Raw genomic sequence first — 13,438 nt, 5'->3', positions numbered from 1 at the left:
CAGGGTAGATTCTGCGGATGCCGGAGCTCGTGTACCCGCCCGTTATCGCCGCTGCCAAGACGATGTTCCGTCTCCTCGATCTGAAGATCACCATCGAGGGCGCCCACCACGTGCCGCGTACCGGCGGGGCGGTGCTGGCCGGCAACCACATCAGCTACCTCGACTTCATCTTCGCCGGTTTCGGCGCGAACGCGTCGGGTCGGCTGGTGCGTTTCATGGCCAAGAAGTCGGTCTTCACGCACCGGGTCTCCGGCCCGCTGATGCGCGGGATGCGGCACATCGAGGTGGACCGGGACGCCGGCGCGGCCTCGTTCCGCACCGCCGTCGCCGCCCTCAAGCGCGGCGAGATCGTGGGCGTCTTCCCGGAGGCGACGATCAGCCAGTCGTTCACCGTCAAGGAGTTGAAGAGCGGCACGGTCCGGATGGCCCGCTCGGCGAAGGTCCCGGTGCTGCCGGTCGCGCTGTGGGGGACCCAGCGGCTCTGGACCAAGGGCCGCCCGCGCACTCTCACCCGCCGGCACACGCCGATCACCATCCTGATCGGTGAGCCGATCGACCCGGCGGACTTCCCGAACCCGAACCTGCTGGCCACCGAGCTGAACACCCGGCTCGGCGCGCTCGTCGACCGGGCCCAGCGGGAATACCCGGACGCGCCGGCCGGCCCGGACGACACCTGGTGGCTGCCCGCGCACCTGGGCGGCAGCGCCCCCACTCCGGAGGAGGCCGCCGCCCTGGAGGCCGCCGAGGAGCAGCGACGCGCCACGAGCGTCTGACGTCACGGTGGCCGGATCCGGCCGTCGGCTTCACCGCTGCCCGGATGCCGCGCCGCCTGCGAGCCCGCCCCACGGTGCCGGGTCCGGCCCGGAGCGGTAGTAGTCGTCTCGGGAGTAGAACTCCACCGGGAGCGAACCGGGCAGCGTGACCCGGGAGTCCCCGGCCAGCAGGCCGGGCCCGGCCCGCAGCAGCAGCACGTCGCGCTCCTGGGCGGAGAGGTCGACAAGTTGGGGACGGGTGAGCCGGAACTCGGCCACCGCCCGGCGGACCTGCCGGGCCAGCGCCGCCACCGCCGCGGACGGCCCACCGAGGGCCAGCGCCGGCTGCTGGATGGTGCGCAACGCGTCGCACACGACGAACAACTGTGTCGGCGCGTCCGGCTCGGCCGTCGGCAACTCCAACCGGGACGGCCACTGCCAGCGGATCTGCCCGCTCATCAGGCCGTTCAACCGCGCGGGCGGCCGTGCCCGGGGCGTGTCGTCGACGACAAGCGACAGTTGGGCGCCGCTGCCCACCCAACAGATCCGCTGGTCGGTGACGGTCACCGAGACCGGCCCGGGTAGCTGCCAACGGCGCCGTGCCTCGCTCGGCCCGAGCAGGTAGCCCGCGACCAGCAGCCGGTGCCGCCCGAGCACCCGCTCACCGGGCGCGGGGCGCAGGTCGTAGCGGCGATCCAGGATTGGCCCCACATCGTCGTCCAGAGCGTCGAACCGGTGGGGACCGATAAAGAAGGGGGACGTGTCGGCGTGCATCGTCACGACCTTCCGGTCAGCTGGCTTGTGTAAGCAGCCTGGCGGATCGGAGGGACGCTGTCATGACGCCTGTTAGGGGGTCGGCCGGTCGTGTGTCGCGTGTGACCGGTAGATGCCGATCTCCTCCGGGCGGACGAGGCCGTCCTCGATCGCGCGGGCGAGCAGCGCCGACTTCGTGGCCGCCGGCCGCCCCGCCCGGGTGTACTTGATCCGCGCCCGGTCGACGTACTGCTTCACGGTGTGCTCGCTGATCTGCATCCGGCGGGCCACCGACGCCTTGGACATCGACTGGAACCAGAGCAGTAGCGCCTCACGCTCCTTGTCGGACAGCATCGGCCGGTCCGGCCGTGGGTCGCCGACCATCGCCCCGGCCAGCGCGGGCGGCACGTACGGGCGGTCGCTCGCGGCGGCCAGCACCGTCGCCACGCAGTGCTCCCGGCCCTCGTGCTTGGCCAGGAACGCCACCGCCCCGGCGTCCAGGGCGGCGAGCATCGTCGGCGGGTCCGTGTGCTCCGAGTAGACCACCACCCGCCGCCCGGCGGCGCTCAGCTCGGCCAGCTTGTCCAGCGCCATCCGCCCGTGCAGCCGCAGGTCGAGCAGGATGACGTCGGCGTCCGGCGCCGTCCGCAGCACCTCGTCCGGGTCGTCCCCGGTGGCCAGTACGGTCAGCCGCGGCTCGGTGGCGAGCCAGGCGCGGACCCCCTCGACCACCACCGGATGGTCGTCGACGATCGCCACCCCGATCGGCCGGTCGCCGGTCACCGCCGCCACTGGGTCTGCGCCCATCTGATGCTTCCGTCCCGTTCGTAGAGGTGCTCCACCCGTCCGTCGTCGTGCTCCCCCGGGGGTGGACCCGTGGCGTCCGGACCCTCCCGGTCCGGTGTGACCAGACTGACCACCACCTCGTCCGGACCGGAGACCACGGTCAGCCGGGCCCAGTCGCGGGCGTCGGCGAGGACGCCGGTGAGCGGGTCGGCGAGCCGACGTCGGATCTCCACCGGCAGCGGCGGCGGCGTGCCGATGGTGACCAGGTCGATCGGCAGGCCGCCGCGTTCGGCGAGGTCGGCGGCCGCTCGCAGCTCGTGCAGCAGCGGGTCGGGCACGTCGTCGGACTCGGCGATCAGTCGGCGCAGCCGGGCGGCGGCCAACACGCAGCGCCGCTGCACCTCGGGGTCGTCCGGGTCGGCCTGGCCGGCGGCCAACTCCCCGAGCACACGCCCGGCCGTCGAGCCGACCAGGGCGAGCCGGTCCCGGCGTTCCCGCAGGCCACGCTCGGCGGCGTCGCGCTCCGCCGCCATCGCGTGGCCGGCGGCGGAGACGGCCGCCCGTTCGCGCGCCAGGCTCACGATCGTCGCGCTGCCCACGAACACCGCCACCGGCAGGGAGAACGTGCCGTAGACGTACATCACGTAGCGGGCCACGTCGGCCGGGTCGGGGCCGTGCCCGAGCACCGCGAGCAGCGCGATCGCCGCGTGCGTGCTCAGCAGCGCGACCAGCCCCGGCACCCGCCGGCCCCAGAGCGCCAGCACGAAGAACCAGCCGAGCGTGCCCCAGACCCAGTTGGCGGCGGTGAACAACTGCCCCTCGCCGACCGCGGCGAAGACGGCCACGTCGACGGTCAGCAGCAGCCCGGCCAGCGGCCACGGCGGCAGCGGTGAGCCGCGCAGCAACCGCACTCCGGCCACCGCGCCGGCCACCGCGACCACCACCCAGCCGCCGAGCACCACAGCCGGCGCGGTGAACTCCGCGCGGGCGGCCAGCACCGCCGGCAGCCCGATGGCGACGTGCCAGGCCAGTGCGATGGCCACGGCGGCGATCCGGGCGCCCCGGTCGGACGCCTGCGCCACGGCGGCCGGCGCGGCGACGCCCGCCGTGGTCGCCGGCTCCCGGGGTGGGGGCACGCTGGTCCGGTCCGGCGCCTCCGTCGCGACGGTGGGGGGCGCCGGAGCGCCGAGATCAGCCGACACCGGGCCACTCCAGTCGGATCCGGGTGCCAGCCCCGGGTGCCGATCGCACGTCGGCCCGCCCGCCGACCGATGCCATCCGGCCGTGGATCGACTCGCGCAAACCGTACCGGTGGGGTGGGACGGTGGCCGGGTCGAAGCCGGGGCCGTCGTCGTCGACCTCGACCGCGACGCCGATCGCGTCCCGGCTCAACCGCAGCCTGACGCGCGCGCCCGGCGCGTGGCGGACCACGTTCGACAGCGCCGCGTAGGCGCTCTCGCTCATCGCGTCGGCCACACCGGAGGGAACCGTGCAGGGCGCCAGGTCCAGGTGCGCGGAAAGCTCGGGCAGGCGGGCCGCCACCGCCCGCAACCGTCCGTCCAGCGGCACCGGCCCGTCGCCGGCCACCGGGCCGACCTCGCTGAGCGCGACGAGGGTACGCAGGTCGCCGCCGCACCGGTCGCGGAAGCTGGCCGAGGACCCGGCCACCGCGCCGAGGCCCACCATGGTGAGGGTGCCGAGCACCGTGTCGTGCAGGTCGCGGTTCTGCTGGCGTTCGGCGTCGCGGGCGGCGCGCGCGACGAGCGCCTCCCGGGTCAGCCGCTGGTGCTCGACGAACGCGCGGTCGGCACGACCGATGCGTCGACGCATCACCGCCACCATCATCGCCGTGCAGGCGGTCTGCACCAGCAGGGTGGCCGCGTGCGCCCGAGCCTCGGTGGGATCACCGGCCGCCTGCGCGCCCGTCGCGTACGTGGCGGTGACGAGCAGCCCGGCCGGGATCGACCAGCGCGCCGGGGCGGCGGCCTGTGCGTTGATCACCGTGGTGCTGGCCAGCACGGCTATCCAACTGCCCTCGCCGGGCAGCACACCGGGCGCGACAAGCACGGGGATGAGAAGGCAGGCCACCGCGGTGAGCGCGACGTCGGCCGCGACCAGGTGCCCGGTGATGCCGTGGCGTATCGCCCGGTAGGCGTACCAGAGGGACCAGCCGGTGAGCGTGGCCACCACGGGCAGCAGCACGGCCGGATCGACAGGCGGGGCCTGCACCGACAGCGCCACGGCCCCGCCGATCACGCCGCAGGTCAGGCGCAGCAACGCCGGGATGGTGGTGAAGATGAGGCCCAGCGCGCCACCGGCCGGATTGTCCAGCGTGGGCGGCACGGCGGGGGCGGCAACGGCCGGCATCGGGAAGTGTCCTTCCGACAACGACCCGGTAGGGGTCCGCGCGGCAGAAATCGACATCGGAGAATAGCACGAGCTAGGTGGAGCGTAACCCACTGTACGTGCAATATCGCCGATGCGTCACGGCGTGCTGCGGGGTTGCAGCAGGTCCCACCGATTGCCGTAGAGATCGGTGAAGACCGCCACCGAGCCGTACGCCTCGTGCCGCGGCTCCTCCAGGAAACGCACCCCGGCAGCCACCATCCGGGAGTGGTCGCGCGCGAAGTCCTCGGTGTAGAGGAACAGCCCGACCCGACCACCGGTCTGGTCGCCGACCCGGGCCCGCTGCTCGGCCGTGCTCGGCCGGGCCAGCAGCAACGCCGTCTCCCGGGCGCCCGCCGGGCGCACCACCACCCAGCGGGAACCGTCCGGTCGAGCGGTGTCCTCCAGCAACTCGAAACCGAGGTCGCCGACATAGAAGTCGATCGCCTCGTCGTACTCCCTGACCAGCAGCGCGACAAGTCCCAGATGTGCCATTCGGTCATCATGCCGGCGGACGTCACCCCTCTGCCCGGCGGCGTCCCCGCCGGTCACCCGCGTCACGCCCGACGGCATGCCGTCGCGACCAGGTGGTCGGAACCGAGCGCGCCGGTCGCTCGTCTGATCCCCGGGTGGAAAGGTGGTGAGCCGGATGCGCTCGGGTCGAACGACACTGACGGTGGCACTGCTCGGCGTGGCGCTGAGTGGCTGCGGTGGCACGGACAACGGGCCGGGCGGCGGTGACAGGCCCGGCCCGGCGCAGATCGTCGAGAAGTGGACCTCCTGCGCCGAAGCGGCACCACAGGCTGGCGCGATCCTGTCCGTGCCGACCACCGGGGCGCCGACACCGGCCGGGGTCGAACCGAGGATCGGGCGCATCGATTCCGCGTTCACCCCGGTCGCGGCGGTGCTCTGCGGGCGGGAGATCCGTCCGGGCGCCGGCGGAGGGCGGGACCAGGTCGCCACCGAGCGACGCGCCACGCAGATCGACTCGCTCGTCGCCGCGCTGCGTCTGCCCGATCAGGAATCCGGCCGGGACACCGCCTGCAGCCTGGAGATGCTCGTCCCGCCGTGGTTGGCCCTGCTCGACGACCGGGGCCGTTGGCTGCGGCCGTACCTGCCGTCGGGCGGCTGCGGCAAGCCACGCCCGGAGGTGCTGGCCGCGCTTGCCGAGCTGTCCACGACCACCGTGGACAGCCGGGTTGTCGAGCAGGTCGAAGACCCGGCCGCCGAGGCCGCCGGGTGCGCGCAGCGGTGGACGGACCTGGTGTCTGTGGAAACCCGCGACGGCCGGCCCAGGCCAGCCGCGCCGGCCACCTCGCCGGCCGCCGGGCCGCTGCGCCTCTGCGTCTACGAGGTGCCCCCGGCACAGCGGGGCGGTGGCAAACCGGCAGGCGACTTCGTGTACGGCGGGCCGCTGCCCGCCGAGCGTCAGGCGGGTGTGCTGCGGGCGCTGTCCAATCGCCGGGCGGTGGCCGACTGCGCCACCCCGGCGTCCCGCTTCGCGGTGCTGCGCCCACTGGACGGCGGCACCGGCCCCGACCGGTACGTGGAACTCGACGGCTGCCGACGTTTCCTGGTCACGGCGTCGACAGGTGGCGGGCAACTCGGTCAGGGCGACGACGCGCTGGCGGCCCTGTTGGGGCCGGTCTGAGCCGGCCCGCCGGGCCCCCGTCGGGTGGCACCCGCCGCGCCCTCGGTCGGGGCGCTGTCGTGGGACGCCTGGCGGCCAGGGGGGTAGGGTGAAAATTCTGTAGCCCACACCCCCCGTGGGGCGAGGCGAGCCGACGTCAAGAAAGCGGCGTCAGTCCCAGGTCTATCCGAGGATCTGTGCAGCAGCGCGCCACGCGTGCTGCCATCCGCGCGCCCACCTGCTCCGCTGCCCGGCGGGCGCGCCGGCCCCGAGGACCTGGTGCACATGCCCCGCCTGCCGATCGACCCTGCCGGCGCGTTTGCCGAACTCGGAGGCATCAAGCTCTCCGAGGTCAGTCTCGACGAGGTCCTGCAGCGGGTCGCCGAACTCGCGAAGCGTGTCCTGCCCATGCCGGTGGAGGCGTCGGTCACGTTGATCCGCGGTGGGGTCGGACACACGGCGGCGTTCACCAACGAGGTGGCCCGCGAGATGGACGAGCGGCAGTACGCCCAGGGGCGGGGTCCCTGCCTGGAAGCCGCGGCCAGTGGCGACGTCGTGTCCGTCCCCGATCTCGCCGGCGAGGACCGGTGGCCCGAGTGGGCCGACCGCGCGCGGCAGCAGGGCCTGGGCAGTTCACTGTCGATCGGCCTGCCGATCCAGGAAGCTGTCGTCGGAGCGCTGAACGTCTACGCGCACACACCCGGGGCCTTCGACGACGAGACCGTGACGGTGCTGGAGACGTTCGCCTCGTACGCCGCGGTTGCCCTGTCCAACGCGCAGCTCTACGACAGCACCGCGAACCTCGCCCGACAGATGCGCGAGGCGATGGCCAACCGGGCGGTCATCGAGCAGGCCAAGGGCATCATCATGGGCGAGCGGCGCTGTGGCCCGGCCGACGCGTTCGCGATCCTGTCGAAGGTCTCACAGGACTCCAACCGCAAGGTCCGCGACGTCGCCCAGGCCCTCGTCGACCGGGCGGCCGGGACGTCCGAGGCCTGACGGACCCGACCGTGGTGGGGCGCCGGCAGCCGACGTGCGCCGGCGCCGCCCACCCCGAAGGCTCGCTACTTCGACAGGGCGCGCTCCAACTCCGACTTCGACATCGAGGAGCGCCCCTTGATGCCGCGCTGCTTCGCCTCGTTGTAGAGCTGCTCCTTGGTGCGCCCCTGCGCGCCGCTGTGTGAGCGCTTACCGCCGCGATGCCCGGACGACACGTCGTTTCGCGACGACCGGCTCGACGTGCGCGCCTCACCCGAGCGGGCCCGTTCCTTGTTCACCGTGCGGGCGGCGATCTCCTTGGCCCGGCCGGTGGAGGCGCCGCGCTCCTGCGCGCTCTCCTTGATGTGCTCGTACTGCCGCTCCCTCTTGGGGCTTGATCCTGCTGGCATCGGTGCCTCCCGCAGCCGCTGTCGGGTGAGGTCGAGACCCGGCTCGCACGCCCGAGGTGCGTTCGAGACAGCCCAGACCGGGTCGTCGCGCTCACGCTTCTCCGGCCACCATGCCCAGTCGCCACTGTGCTCAAACGACTGACGCGAAGGCTCCGGCCCGATCGGTACGCCGCATGCCGTCCACGTAACCCGTCGTCGGAGTGCCCGCGCTGGGAACGATGGGCTGCGCCTTCGCCGCCGCCCCAGGTGGCGTCGTATAGTTGTTGCCGCAGCCGACGCCTGGGCGTCGGCCACTCAGCGTCCAGCAGCGGGCGCCGGGCTCGGTTGGCGAGCCTGTGCGGCGTCCCGTGCTCGCGGTGCGCCATCACCACGCGCGCTGCCGTCGCCTTCCTGCAACCGGTACGCGCCCCGGGCACGAGGACTTTGAAGTCATGGCACAGCAGCGCATTGATCCCAATGCGGCGATCGTCGAACTCGGCCAGATCAAATTGGGCGAGACCGACCTGTCCGGAGTGTTGACCCAGGTCTCCGGGCTCGCGCGGCGAACGATCCCCGGCGCGGAGGAGGTGTCGGTGACGTTGTTGAAGCAGGAGGGGGCGCACACCGCCGCGTTCAGCGGCGAGATGGCGCTCCGACTCGACGAGCTGCAGTACGAGTTCGACCAGGGTCCGTGTCTGGAGGCGGCCAGACGGGCCACCGTCGTGTCGGTTCCGGAGATGGCTCAGGAGGCTCGCTGGCCGGAGTGGGCGGCCCGGGCCGTGCAGGACGGAGCGCTCAGTTCCCTGTCGATCGGGTTCCCCATCCAGGAGACCGTGCTCGGCGCGCTGAACATCTACGGGATCGAACCGGGCGCCTTCGACGACGAGGCGGTCACTCTCGCGCAGACGTTCGCCGGGTACGCCGCCGTCGCCCTCGCCAACGCGCACCTGTACGACACGACAGTCAACCTGGCCGCGCAGATGCAGTCGGCCATGCAGAGCCGCGCCGTCATCGAACAGGCGAAGGGCATCATCATGGGCGAACGCCGCTGTACCCCGGACGAGGCGTTCGCCGTCCTCGCGAAGGTCTCCCAGGACTCCAACCGCAAGCTGCGCGACGTCGCGGCCGCGCTTGTCGAGAGGGCCGCCCGACCGGCGAGCCCCAAGCGTGATCGCGGTGACGCGGGATTCCTGCCGTGAACCCTCGACGACGGGCCGCTGGCGCAGCCCCGACACGGCGGTCGGACACGGGTGGTTCCGGCTGAATTCGGCACCGGTGCACGAGTCGACTGGCGGTCGTCGGCCCTTGCTATTACCGTTGAGTTCGGGTCAAGCCACGCGCCCATCCTGTTACAGATCTTGACAGGAGGCGCGAGCCTATGATTGAACGTCGCTCACTTTTTCCGACCCAGTTCGCCCGTCCCCCTGCGGCAATCAGCCCGGGGCGGGCCGCCCCAGGGACACTCGGCATCCGCCCGACTGCTGCCCCCGCTGAGCAGTCGTTCCAGGTGACTCGCTTCACCGAGCCCATCGACCTGAGCGCGACCATCTCCGCCGACCGGATGGTCGTCGCCCCGGTCGGATACGTCGACATGGACACCGCGCCACGCCTGGCGACGGCACTGTTCAACGCGGTCGACAGCCACCCCGAAGTCTGCTGCGACCTGACCGGCGTCGGCTTCTTCAGCGCCGCGGGTGTGCACGTCCTCCTCCTGGCGCTCGACCGGGCGGAGCGGGTCGGTTCCCGCTTCACGATCCGAGGCGCCAGCGGAGTCACGATGCGGGTGCTGCGGATCACCGGGGTGGCGCCTCTGCTCATCGGCCCCGAATGAGGCTGGGTCCACGGCTGCGGTGGCGTCACCAGGTGTCGGGGCGGTCCAGGTCGCGGGTCGGCCGGTAACCGCCGAGGACCACCAGGCCGTCCGACTCACCGTAGCCCTGACCCCAACCCTTGCGGAACGCCTCGACGACGCAGGGCTTCACGGTCATCTCCAGGACGTCACTGCCCTGCCGGCGAGCCCGGTAGGGGCCCGCGACGAGATCCCCGGACCGGGCCTTGTCGCCGTCGGGGGCGAGTTGCGCCCGGACGGTCAGCCAGCGACCGCCATCGTCACCGACGACGAGCGAGCCCTTGACGAAGTTGCCATGCTCCGACCGGCCGAACGTGACCGAGCATTCGCGCACCCGTGCGCCGGGAGGCAGCGACTCCAGGCGGAACGGCACGACACAGCGGTGGGCCGCGTCGAACCGGACCCGGCTCGCCGTGGCTGTCGCCTCGTCGCGGCTGCCGGCGTACGTGTCCAGTTGGGCCCAGAGCCCGTCGCCGGGTTGCCAGCGCACGAACCAGAGCTTCTGGTCACCGGACGTGTCGAACCAGGCGACCCCCGGGCGGTCACCGACTCGCACGTCGGTGCGGGCCTGCGGCCGCCCGGCCGAGGACAACGTCTGCTGCAACTCGTCCAACGCCGCCACCGTGCGCGCCAACGCGAACCGGGCCTGACCGGTCGGTCCCCGAAACTCGACGCTCTCGACGCCGCGCCCGGCACTCCAGGTCGCGTACTCGGCGCCGTCGACCAGGGAGTCGGTCGAGAAGTGCACCGTGTCAGGATCGGCGCCGACGTCCTCGGGGCGTGCGGTGGCGCCGAGCTGCCCCGCCGCTTCCGGCAGCATGAGCGCCGAGGCCGGCACGATCGGGTCATCGGTGCTCCCGTCGATCGGCATCGTCAGCACCGCCGCGGTGAGGGCGACGCACATCGCCGCCACACCCCCGGCGACGAACCCACGGCGACGCCGTCGAAGCCGTCGACCCCGACGGCGGGCCTGTTCCACGATGGGTGTCGGGTCGATGTCGCCACCCGCGCGCTGCGTGAGCGTCGCGGTGAGCCGCTGATCGAGGTCGCTGAACATCAGAACCCTCCTGTCCGGACGGGGATCGTGGCTTCCTGCCGCTTCCTCAGCGTCGCCAGGGCACGCTTCGCGTGGGTGCGAACGGTGCCTGCCGAACACGCCAGGATCTCGGCGATCAGCACGTCGTCCAGATCCTCGTAGTAGCGCAGAACGATCACGGTGCGCTGACGGGTCGGCAGCTCACGGACGAGCCGCCACAGCGCGTCGCGTTCGGCGACCACGGCGGCCTCGTCCGCACTGCCCGCCCGGTCCGTCACGGCGGCGACCGAGACCTCCCGGCTGCTGCGCCGACGCCACCACGAGTTGTGGGCGTTGACGAGCATCCGTCGGACGTAGGCATCCGGTCGGTCCGTCCGGGAGATGCGCCCCCACCGGGCGTACGCCTTGGCGAGGACCTCCTGAACGAGATCCTCGGCTCGGTGCTCGTCGTCGGTCAGCAGCCGGGCGAGCCGGATCAGCGCCGAAGTGCGAGCGAACGCGTACTCCTCGAACGTCACGCCCTATTAACGCCGTAGCTCGGCCGGCCCGTAGACATCCGCCGGGCCTTTCCGTCGGCTGCGCGGCGTCGGCCCGGCCCGGCGGCGTCGCCCTTCTCCGCACGGCCGACGGGCTGCTCTCGGCGGCAGAGAAAATCTCTGCGCGAAGCGCTAGATATTCTTGCCGCCGTGGGGTAACGTTCCTGAGGTCGAAGACGGAGCACGTAAAGACGCTGACGTGACCGCCCCACCCGAGGGCGAAGGAGCTAGGCCAGGAAGTTCGTGGCCCGCTCGGTTCTGTCGCAGTTGGTTTTACGCACGAGAAGTCGCGGGTGAGGCCGAGGCTCGTTCAGGGCTTCACCCGAGGTAAGCAAGGTTCGTCGTACGTGTCAGGGCCATGAAGTCGCGTGGGGCTCGGACACCGACGGACAGCACGAGGAATGACAGAGGAAATCAGAGGCAAGGGAGGGCATTACACCGTTGGATCGCCCGCTGCCAGCCGCACTCGTGGGCTGGATGCGGACACCGCAGTTTCCATCGAACGAGAGGTGGTCTCCGGTCACGCTTATGCGATCCTCGCACCCGATGCCGTCGTCGACGGCCGGTGCGGACAAGACAAACCGACGTTCTGTCGGCAGATGGTGTTCCTGACCCACAACCCTTGGGCCCCGGTGCTTTCGAGCACCGGGGCCCTCGTGATGGAGGTTTTCTTGACCCAATCCGACGACATGCTCGACGACGAGGACTACCCCGCCTACACCATGGGTCGCGCCGCCGAAATTCTCGGCTGCTCGCAGGACTTCCTCCGTCGGCTCGGCGACGCCAAACTGATCGACCCCCAGCGCTCCAGTGGCGGGCACCGCCGCTACTCTCGCTATCAGCTGCGCCTGGCCGCGCGCGCCCGGGAGATGTGCGACCAGGGCACCGACATCGCCTCGGCCTGCCGGATCATCATTCTCGAGGACCAACTCGAAGAGGCCCTTCGACGCAACGAGCGCTACCAGCAGGGCTGAACACACCCCACGCATGCGGCCTCCCGCACCTGTGACGCCGAGCGCCACGCGGTCCCTCCCACCCGGGCAGGGGCCGTTCGTCGTCCCGGAGGGTCTCGGTCGGGTCCGGATCGATCGAAGGCGGCGGACCGCTACTGTCCCAGGAACTTGACGGCTGCGGCCACAATTCCAGAGACAAGCCAGGAGCCGGCAGCCTTCAGTTTGTCCAACAGGCCGGTCGACGCTCTCGTGGCGATCACGGACTCGGTGGTGTTGATCTGCTGAGTGTTCACGGTGATGTTGGCGGTACCAGCCCCCACGTTGATCGTCGTGTGTTGAACGGGTACCCCGTCGGAGACGTACGACTGGGTCTTCGTGGGTGGGGTGGACGTCGGGCGCCGACCGGCAGGCCGGACAACGGCCGCCGGCGTCGCGACATCCGGCGTGGTCGCCCGTCGCGGAGCCGGCGTGGGCGTGGTTGCCGGCGCGGGCGTGGGCGCCGGGGCGACTGCGGCACCCTTGCCGCGTCGGGGTTTGGTCGGCTTCCGCGGCGGGTCAGGGTCGCCCTCATCCGAGGCGTCCTCGGTGGTGACCCGCGAGATGGTCGACAGCACGAACGCGTCGAACCCAGGCGCGCTCACACGCTCCAACATGGCGAGCCAGAGCTTTGCCATCCATCGCGACCGGTCAGGGGTACGTTCGCGAGTGTTCGTCACCGGGACGAAGGGAATCCGGTGGGCGCGGTCGCCGACCACCTTCTCCATCGCTTCGCGCAGCGCCGCGCTCCGCTGGGCCAGTTCTTCGGGATAATCGCGGCGGGTGAACTTGTCCGCACGGGTGAGCACGACGACGGCACGGTCCCACACGCCGTGGCCAAATTTTCTGGTGAGCGCTCCGAGCGTGTCGTATTCGCTGCGCTCGACACGGGTGTCGTCGAGCTTGGTGACGAACAGGACAAGATCGATCTCGCCGGCCTCCTGCTCGATCAGCGCCAGATAACGCTCGTCGTTGGACCGGTCCCACCCGGCGTCACCGAACCCCGGCGTGTCGATGAGGACCATCGTCGATTCACGATATTCGGCGTCGTACCGCTCGATCTTGGCGGTTGTCGGTCGGTATTTTCCGGTCTCGGCGACCGCCGCGCCGACAACCGAGTTGATGATGCTCGACTTGCCCACGCCGGTCCGGCCCACCACCAGGATCCGGGTCGAGCGCTGCTTGGGGGGTTTGTGGCTCACCAGACTCCTGTCTGTGCAACCGGATCCCTACTGACAGCGAGCGTCCCACACAACGTCAAGCGTGCCGCTGTGCCGCCCTCCCCAGCACCTTCCACGAGAAGCCGATCCTCGATGCCGTCAAGCCGTCCTCTCCTCGTGACCACCTGGTGACCG

At 71.6% G+C, this 13,438-nt stretch carries 15 protein-coding genes; 6 read left to right on the top strand and 9 right to left on the bottom strand.

Annotation, left to right across the window (positions count from 1 at the left end; genetic code table 11):
- The first annotated feature begins 17 nt into the window (after window positions 1–17).
- Window positions 18–773, top strand: a complete 756-nt coding sequence (locus ACGFH8_RS30415) for a lysophospholipid acyltransferase family protein (protein WP_393373848.1) — start codon at window positions 18–20, stop codon at window positions 771–773.
- A 30-nt stretch (window positions 774–803) separates the two neighbouring features.
- On the opposite strand, the gene ACGFH8_RS30410 is transcribed toward ACGFH8_RS30415, so the two are convergent.
- The 5 genes from ACGFH8_RS30410 to ACGFH8_RS30390 all read right to left on the bottom strand — a co-directional run bounded on the left by ACGFH8_RS30410 (window position 804) and on the right by ACGFH8_RS30390 (window position 5,171).
- Entirely contained in the window at window positions 804–1,526 is a 723-nt protein-coding gene (locus tag ACGFH8_RS30410) for a hypothetical protein (RefSeq protein ID WP_393373846.1), read from the bottom strand.
- Window positions 1,527–1,598: 72 nt separating this feature from the next.
- The gene (locus ACGFH8_RS30405) at window positions 1,599–2,312 is read right to left on the bottom strand and encodes a response regulator (RefSeq protein ID WP_393373843.1); all 714 of its coding nucleotides are present in this window, start codon (window positions 2,310–2,312) and stop codon (window positions 1,599–1,601) included.
- Complete coding sequence (locus ACGFH8_RS30400; protein WP_393373841.1) at window positions 2,285–3,493, bottom strand: hypothetical protein; 1,209 nt, start codon at window positions 3,491–3,493, stop codon at window positions 2,285–2,287. Before ACGFH8_RS30400 ends, ACGFH8_RS30405 begins: the two co-directional genes overlap by 28 nt.
- Window positions 3,483–4,658, bottom strand: a complete 1,176-nt coding sequence (locus ACGFH8_RS30395; RefSeq protein WP_393373839.1) for a sensor histidine kinase — start codon at window positions 4,656–4,658, stop codon at window positions 3,483–3,485. The genes ACGFH8_RS30400 and ACGFH8_RS30395 overlap by 11 nt, the downstream gene beginning before the upstream one ends.
- A 117-nt stretch (window positions 4,659–4,775) precedes the next feature.
- Window positions 4,776–5,171 carry a VOC family protein gene (locus tag ACGFH8_RS30390; RefSeq protein ID WP_393373836.1) on the bottom strand — a complete coding sequence of 132 codons (396 nt, stop codon included), beginning with the start codon at window positions 5,169–5,171 and terminating at the stop codon, window positions 4,776–4,778.
- A 154-nt stretch (window positions 5,172–5,325) separates the two neighbouring features.
- Between ACGFH8_RS30390 and ACGFH8_RS30385 the strand changes: the two genes are divergently transcribed.
- Window positions 5,326–6,327: a hypothetical protein gene (locus tag ACGFH8_RS30385; RefSeq protein ID WP_393373834.1), complete on the top strand. Its 1,002-nt coding sequence runs from the start codon at window positions 5,326–5,328 to the stop codon at window positions 6,325–6,327.
- A 264-nt stretch (window positions 6,328–6,591) separates the two neighbouring features.
- On the top strand, window positions 6,592–7,305 hold the full coding sequence (locus tag ACGFH8_RS30380) for a GAF and ANTAR domain-containing protein (protein WP_393374038.1): 714 nt from the start codon (window positions 6,592–6,594) through the stop codon (window positions 7,303–7,305).
- A 65-nt stretch (window positions 7,306–7,370) separates the two neighbouring features.
- Here ACGFH8_RS30380 and ACGFH8_RS30375 read toward each other — a convergent pair whose 3' ends face one another.
- The gene (locus ACGFH8_RS30375) at window positions 7,371–7,694 is read right to left on the bottom strand and encodes a plasmid stabilization protein (RefSeq protein WP_393373832.1); all 324 of its coding nucleotides are present in this window, start codon (window positions 7,692–7,694) and stop codon (window positions 7,371–7,373) included.
- 431 nt (window positions 7,695–8,125) lie between these two features.
- Between ACGFH8_RS30375 and ACGFH8_RS30370 the strand changes: the two genes are divergently transcribed.
- Entirely contained in the window at window positions 8,126–8,872 is a 747-nt protein-coding gene (locus tag ACGFH8_RS30370; RefSeq protein WP_393373829.1) for a GAF and ANTAR domain-containing protein, read from the top strand.
- Window positions 8,873–9,180: 308 nt separating this feature from the next.
- The gene (locus ACGFH8_RS30365; RefSeq protein ID WP_393373827.1) at window positions 9,181–9,504 is read left to right on the top strand and encodes an STAS domain-containing protein; all 324 of its coding nucleotides are present in this window, start codon (window positions 9,181–9,183) and stop codon (window positions 9,502–9,504) included.
- 25 nt (window positions 9,505–9,529) lie between these two features.
- Here the strand turns inward: ACGFH8_RS30365 and ACGFH8_RS30360 are convergent, their stop codons facing one another.
- Both ACGFH8_RS30360 and ACGFH8_RS30355 read right to left on the bottom strand, forming a co-directional pair.
- On the bottom strand, window positions 9,530–10,579 hold the full coding sequence (locus ACGFH8_RS30360) for a hypothetical protein (protein WP_393373824.1): 1,050 nt from the start codon (window positions 10,577–10,579) through the stop codon (window positions 9,530–9,532).
- The gene (locus ACGFH8_RS30355; protein WP_393373822.1) at window positions 10,579–11,076 is read right to left on the bottom strand and encodes a SigE family RNA polymerase sigma factor; all 498 of its coding nucleotides are present in this window, start codon (window positions 11,074–11,076) and stop codon (window positions 10,579–10,581) included. Before ACGFH8_RS30355 ends, ACGFH8_RS30360 begins: the two co-directional genes overlap by 1 nt.
- 707 nt (window positions 11,077–11,783) lie before the next feature.
- Here ACGFH8_RS30355 and ACGFH8_RS30350 point away from each other — a divergent pair.
- Window positions 11,784–12,068, top strand: a complete 285-nt coding sequence (locus ACGFH8_RS30350) for a MerR family transcriptional regulator (protein ID WP_393374035.1) — start codon at window positions 11,784–11,786, stop codon at window positions 12,066–12,068.
- A gap of 131 nt (window positions 12,069–12,199) precedes the next feature.
- On the opposite strand, the gene ACGFH8_RS30345 is transcribed toward ACGFH8_RS30350, so the two are convergent.
- Entirely contained in the window at window positions 12,200–13,285 is a 1,086-nt protein-coding gene (locus ACGFH8_RS30345) for a GTPase (RefSeq protein ID WP_393373819.1), read from the bottom strand.
- Window positions 13,286–13,438: the final 153 nt, after the last annotated feature.

The sequence above is a fragment of the Micromonospora sp. NPDC049175 genome (assembly GCF_043197345.1).
Classification (GTDB): domain Bacteria; phylum Actinomycetota; class Actinomycetes; order Mycobacteriales; family Micromonosporaceae; genus Micromonospora.
The sequence above is the reverse complement of the archived record's forward strand: the minus strand, read 5'-3'. Positions and strand labels throughout refer to the sequence as shown.

Excerpts from the sequence above, each read along its gene's own strand:
- ACGFH8_RS30415 (WP_393373848.1), top strand. The coding sequence starts at position 18 with ATGCCGGAGCTCGTGTACCCGCCCGTTATCGCCGCTGCCAAGACGATG.
- ACGFH8_RS30410 (WP_393373846.1), bottom strand. The coding sequence starts at position 1,526 with ATGCACGCCGACACGTCCCCCTTCTTTATCGGTCCCCACCGGTTCGAC.
- ACGFH8_RS30405 (WP_393373843.1), bottom strand. The coding sequence starts at position 2,312 with ATGGGCGCAGACCCAGTGGCGGCGGTGACCGGCGACCGGCCGATCGGG.
- ACGFH8_RS30395 (WP_393373839.1), bottom strand. The coding sequence starts at position 4,658 with ATGCCGGCCGTTGCCGCCCCCGCCGTGCCGCCCACGCTGGACAATCCG.
- ACGFH8_RS30390 (WP_393373836.1), bottom strand. The coding sequence starts at position 5,171 with ATGGCACATCTGGGACTTGTCGCGCTGCTGGTCAGGGAGTACGACGAG.
- ACGFH8_RS30385 (WP_393373834.1), top strand. The coding sequence starts at position 5,326 with ATGCGCTCGGGTCGAACGACACTGACGGTGGCACTGCTCGGCGTGGCG.
- ACGFH8_RS30380 (WP_393374038.1), top strand. The coding sequence starts at position 6,592 with ATGCCCCGCCTGCCGATCGACCCTGCCGGCGCGTTTGCCGAACTCGGA.
- ACGFH8_RS30375 (WP_393373832.1), bottom strand. The coding sequence starts at position 7,694 with ATGCCAGCAGGATCAAGCCCCAAGAGGGAGCGGCAGTACGAGCACATC.
- ACGFH8_RS30370 (WP_393373829.1), top strand. The coding sequence starts at position 8,126 with ATGGCACAGCAGCGCATTGATCCCAATGCGGCGATCGTCGAACTCGGC.
- ACGFH8_RS30360 (WP_393373824.1), bottom strand. The coding sequence starts at position 10,579 with ATGTTCAGCGACCTCGATCAGCGGCTCACCGCGACGCTCACGCAGCGC.
- ACGFH8_RS30350 (WP_393374035.1), top strand. The coding sequence starts at position 11,784 with ATGCTCGACGACGAGGACTACCCCGCCTACACCATGGGTCGCGCCGCC.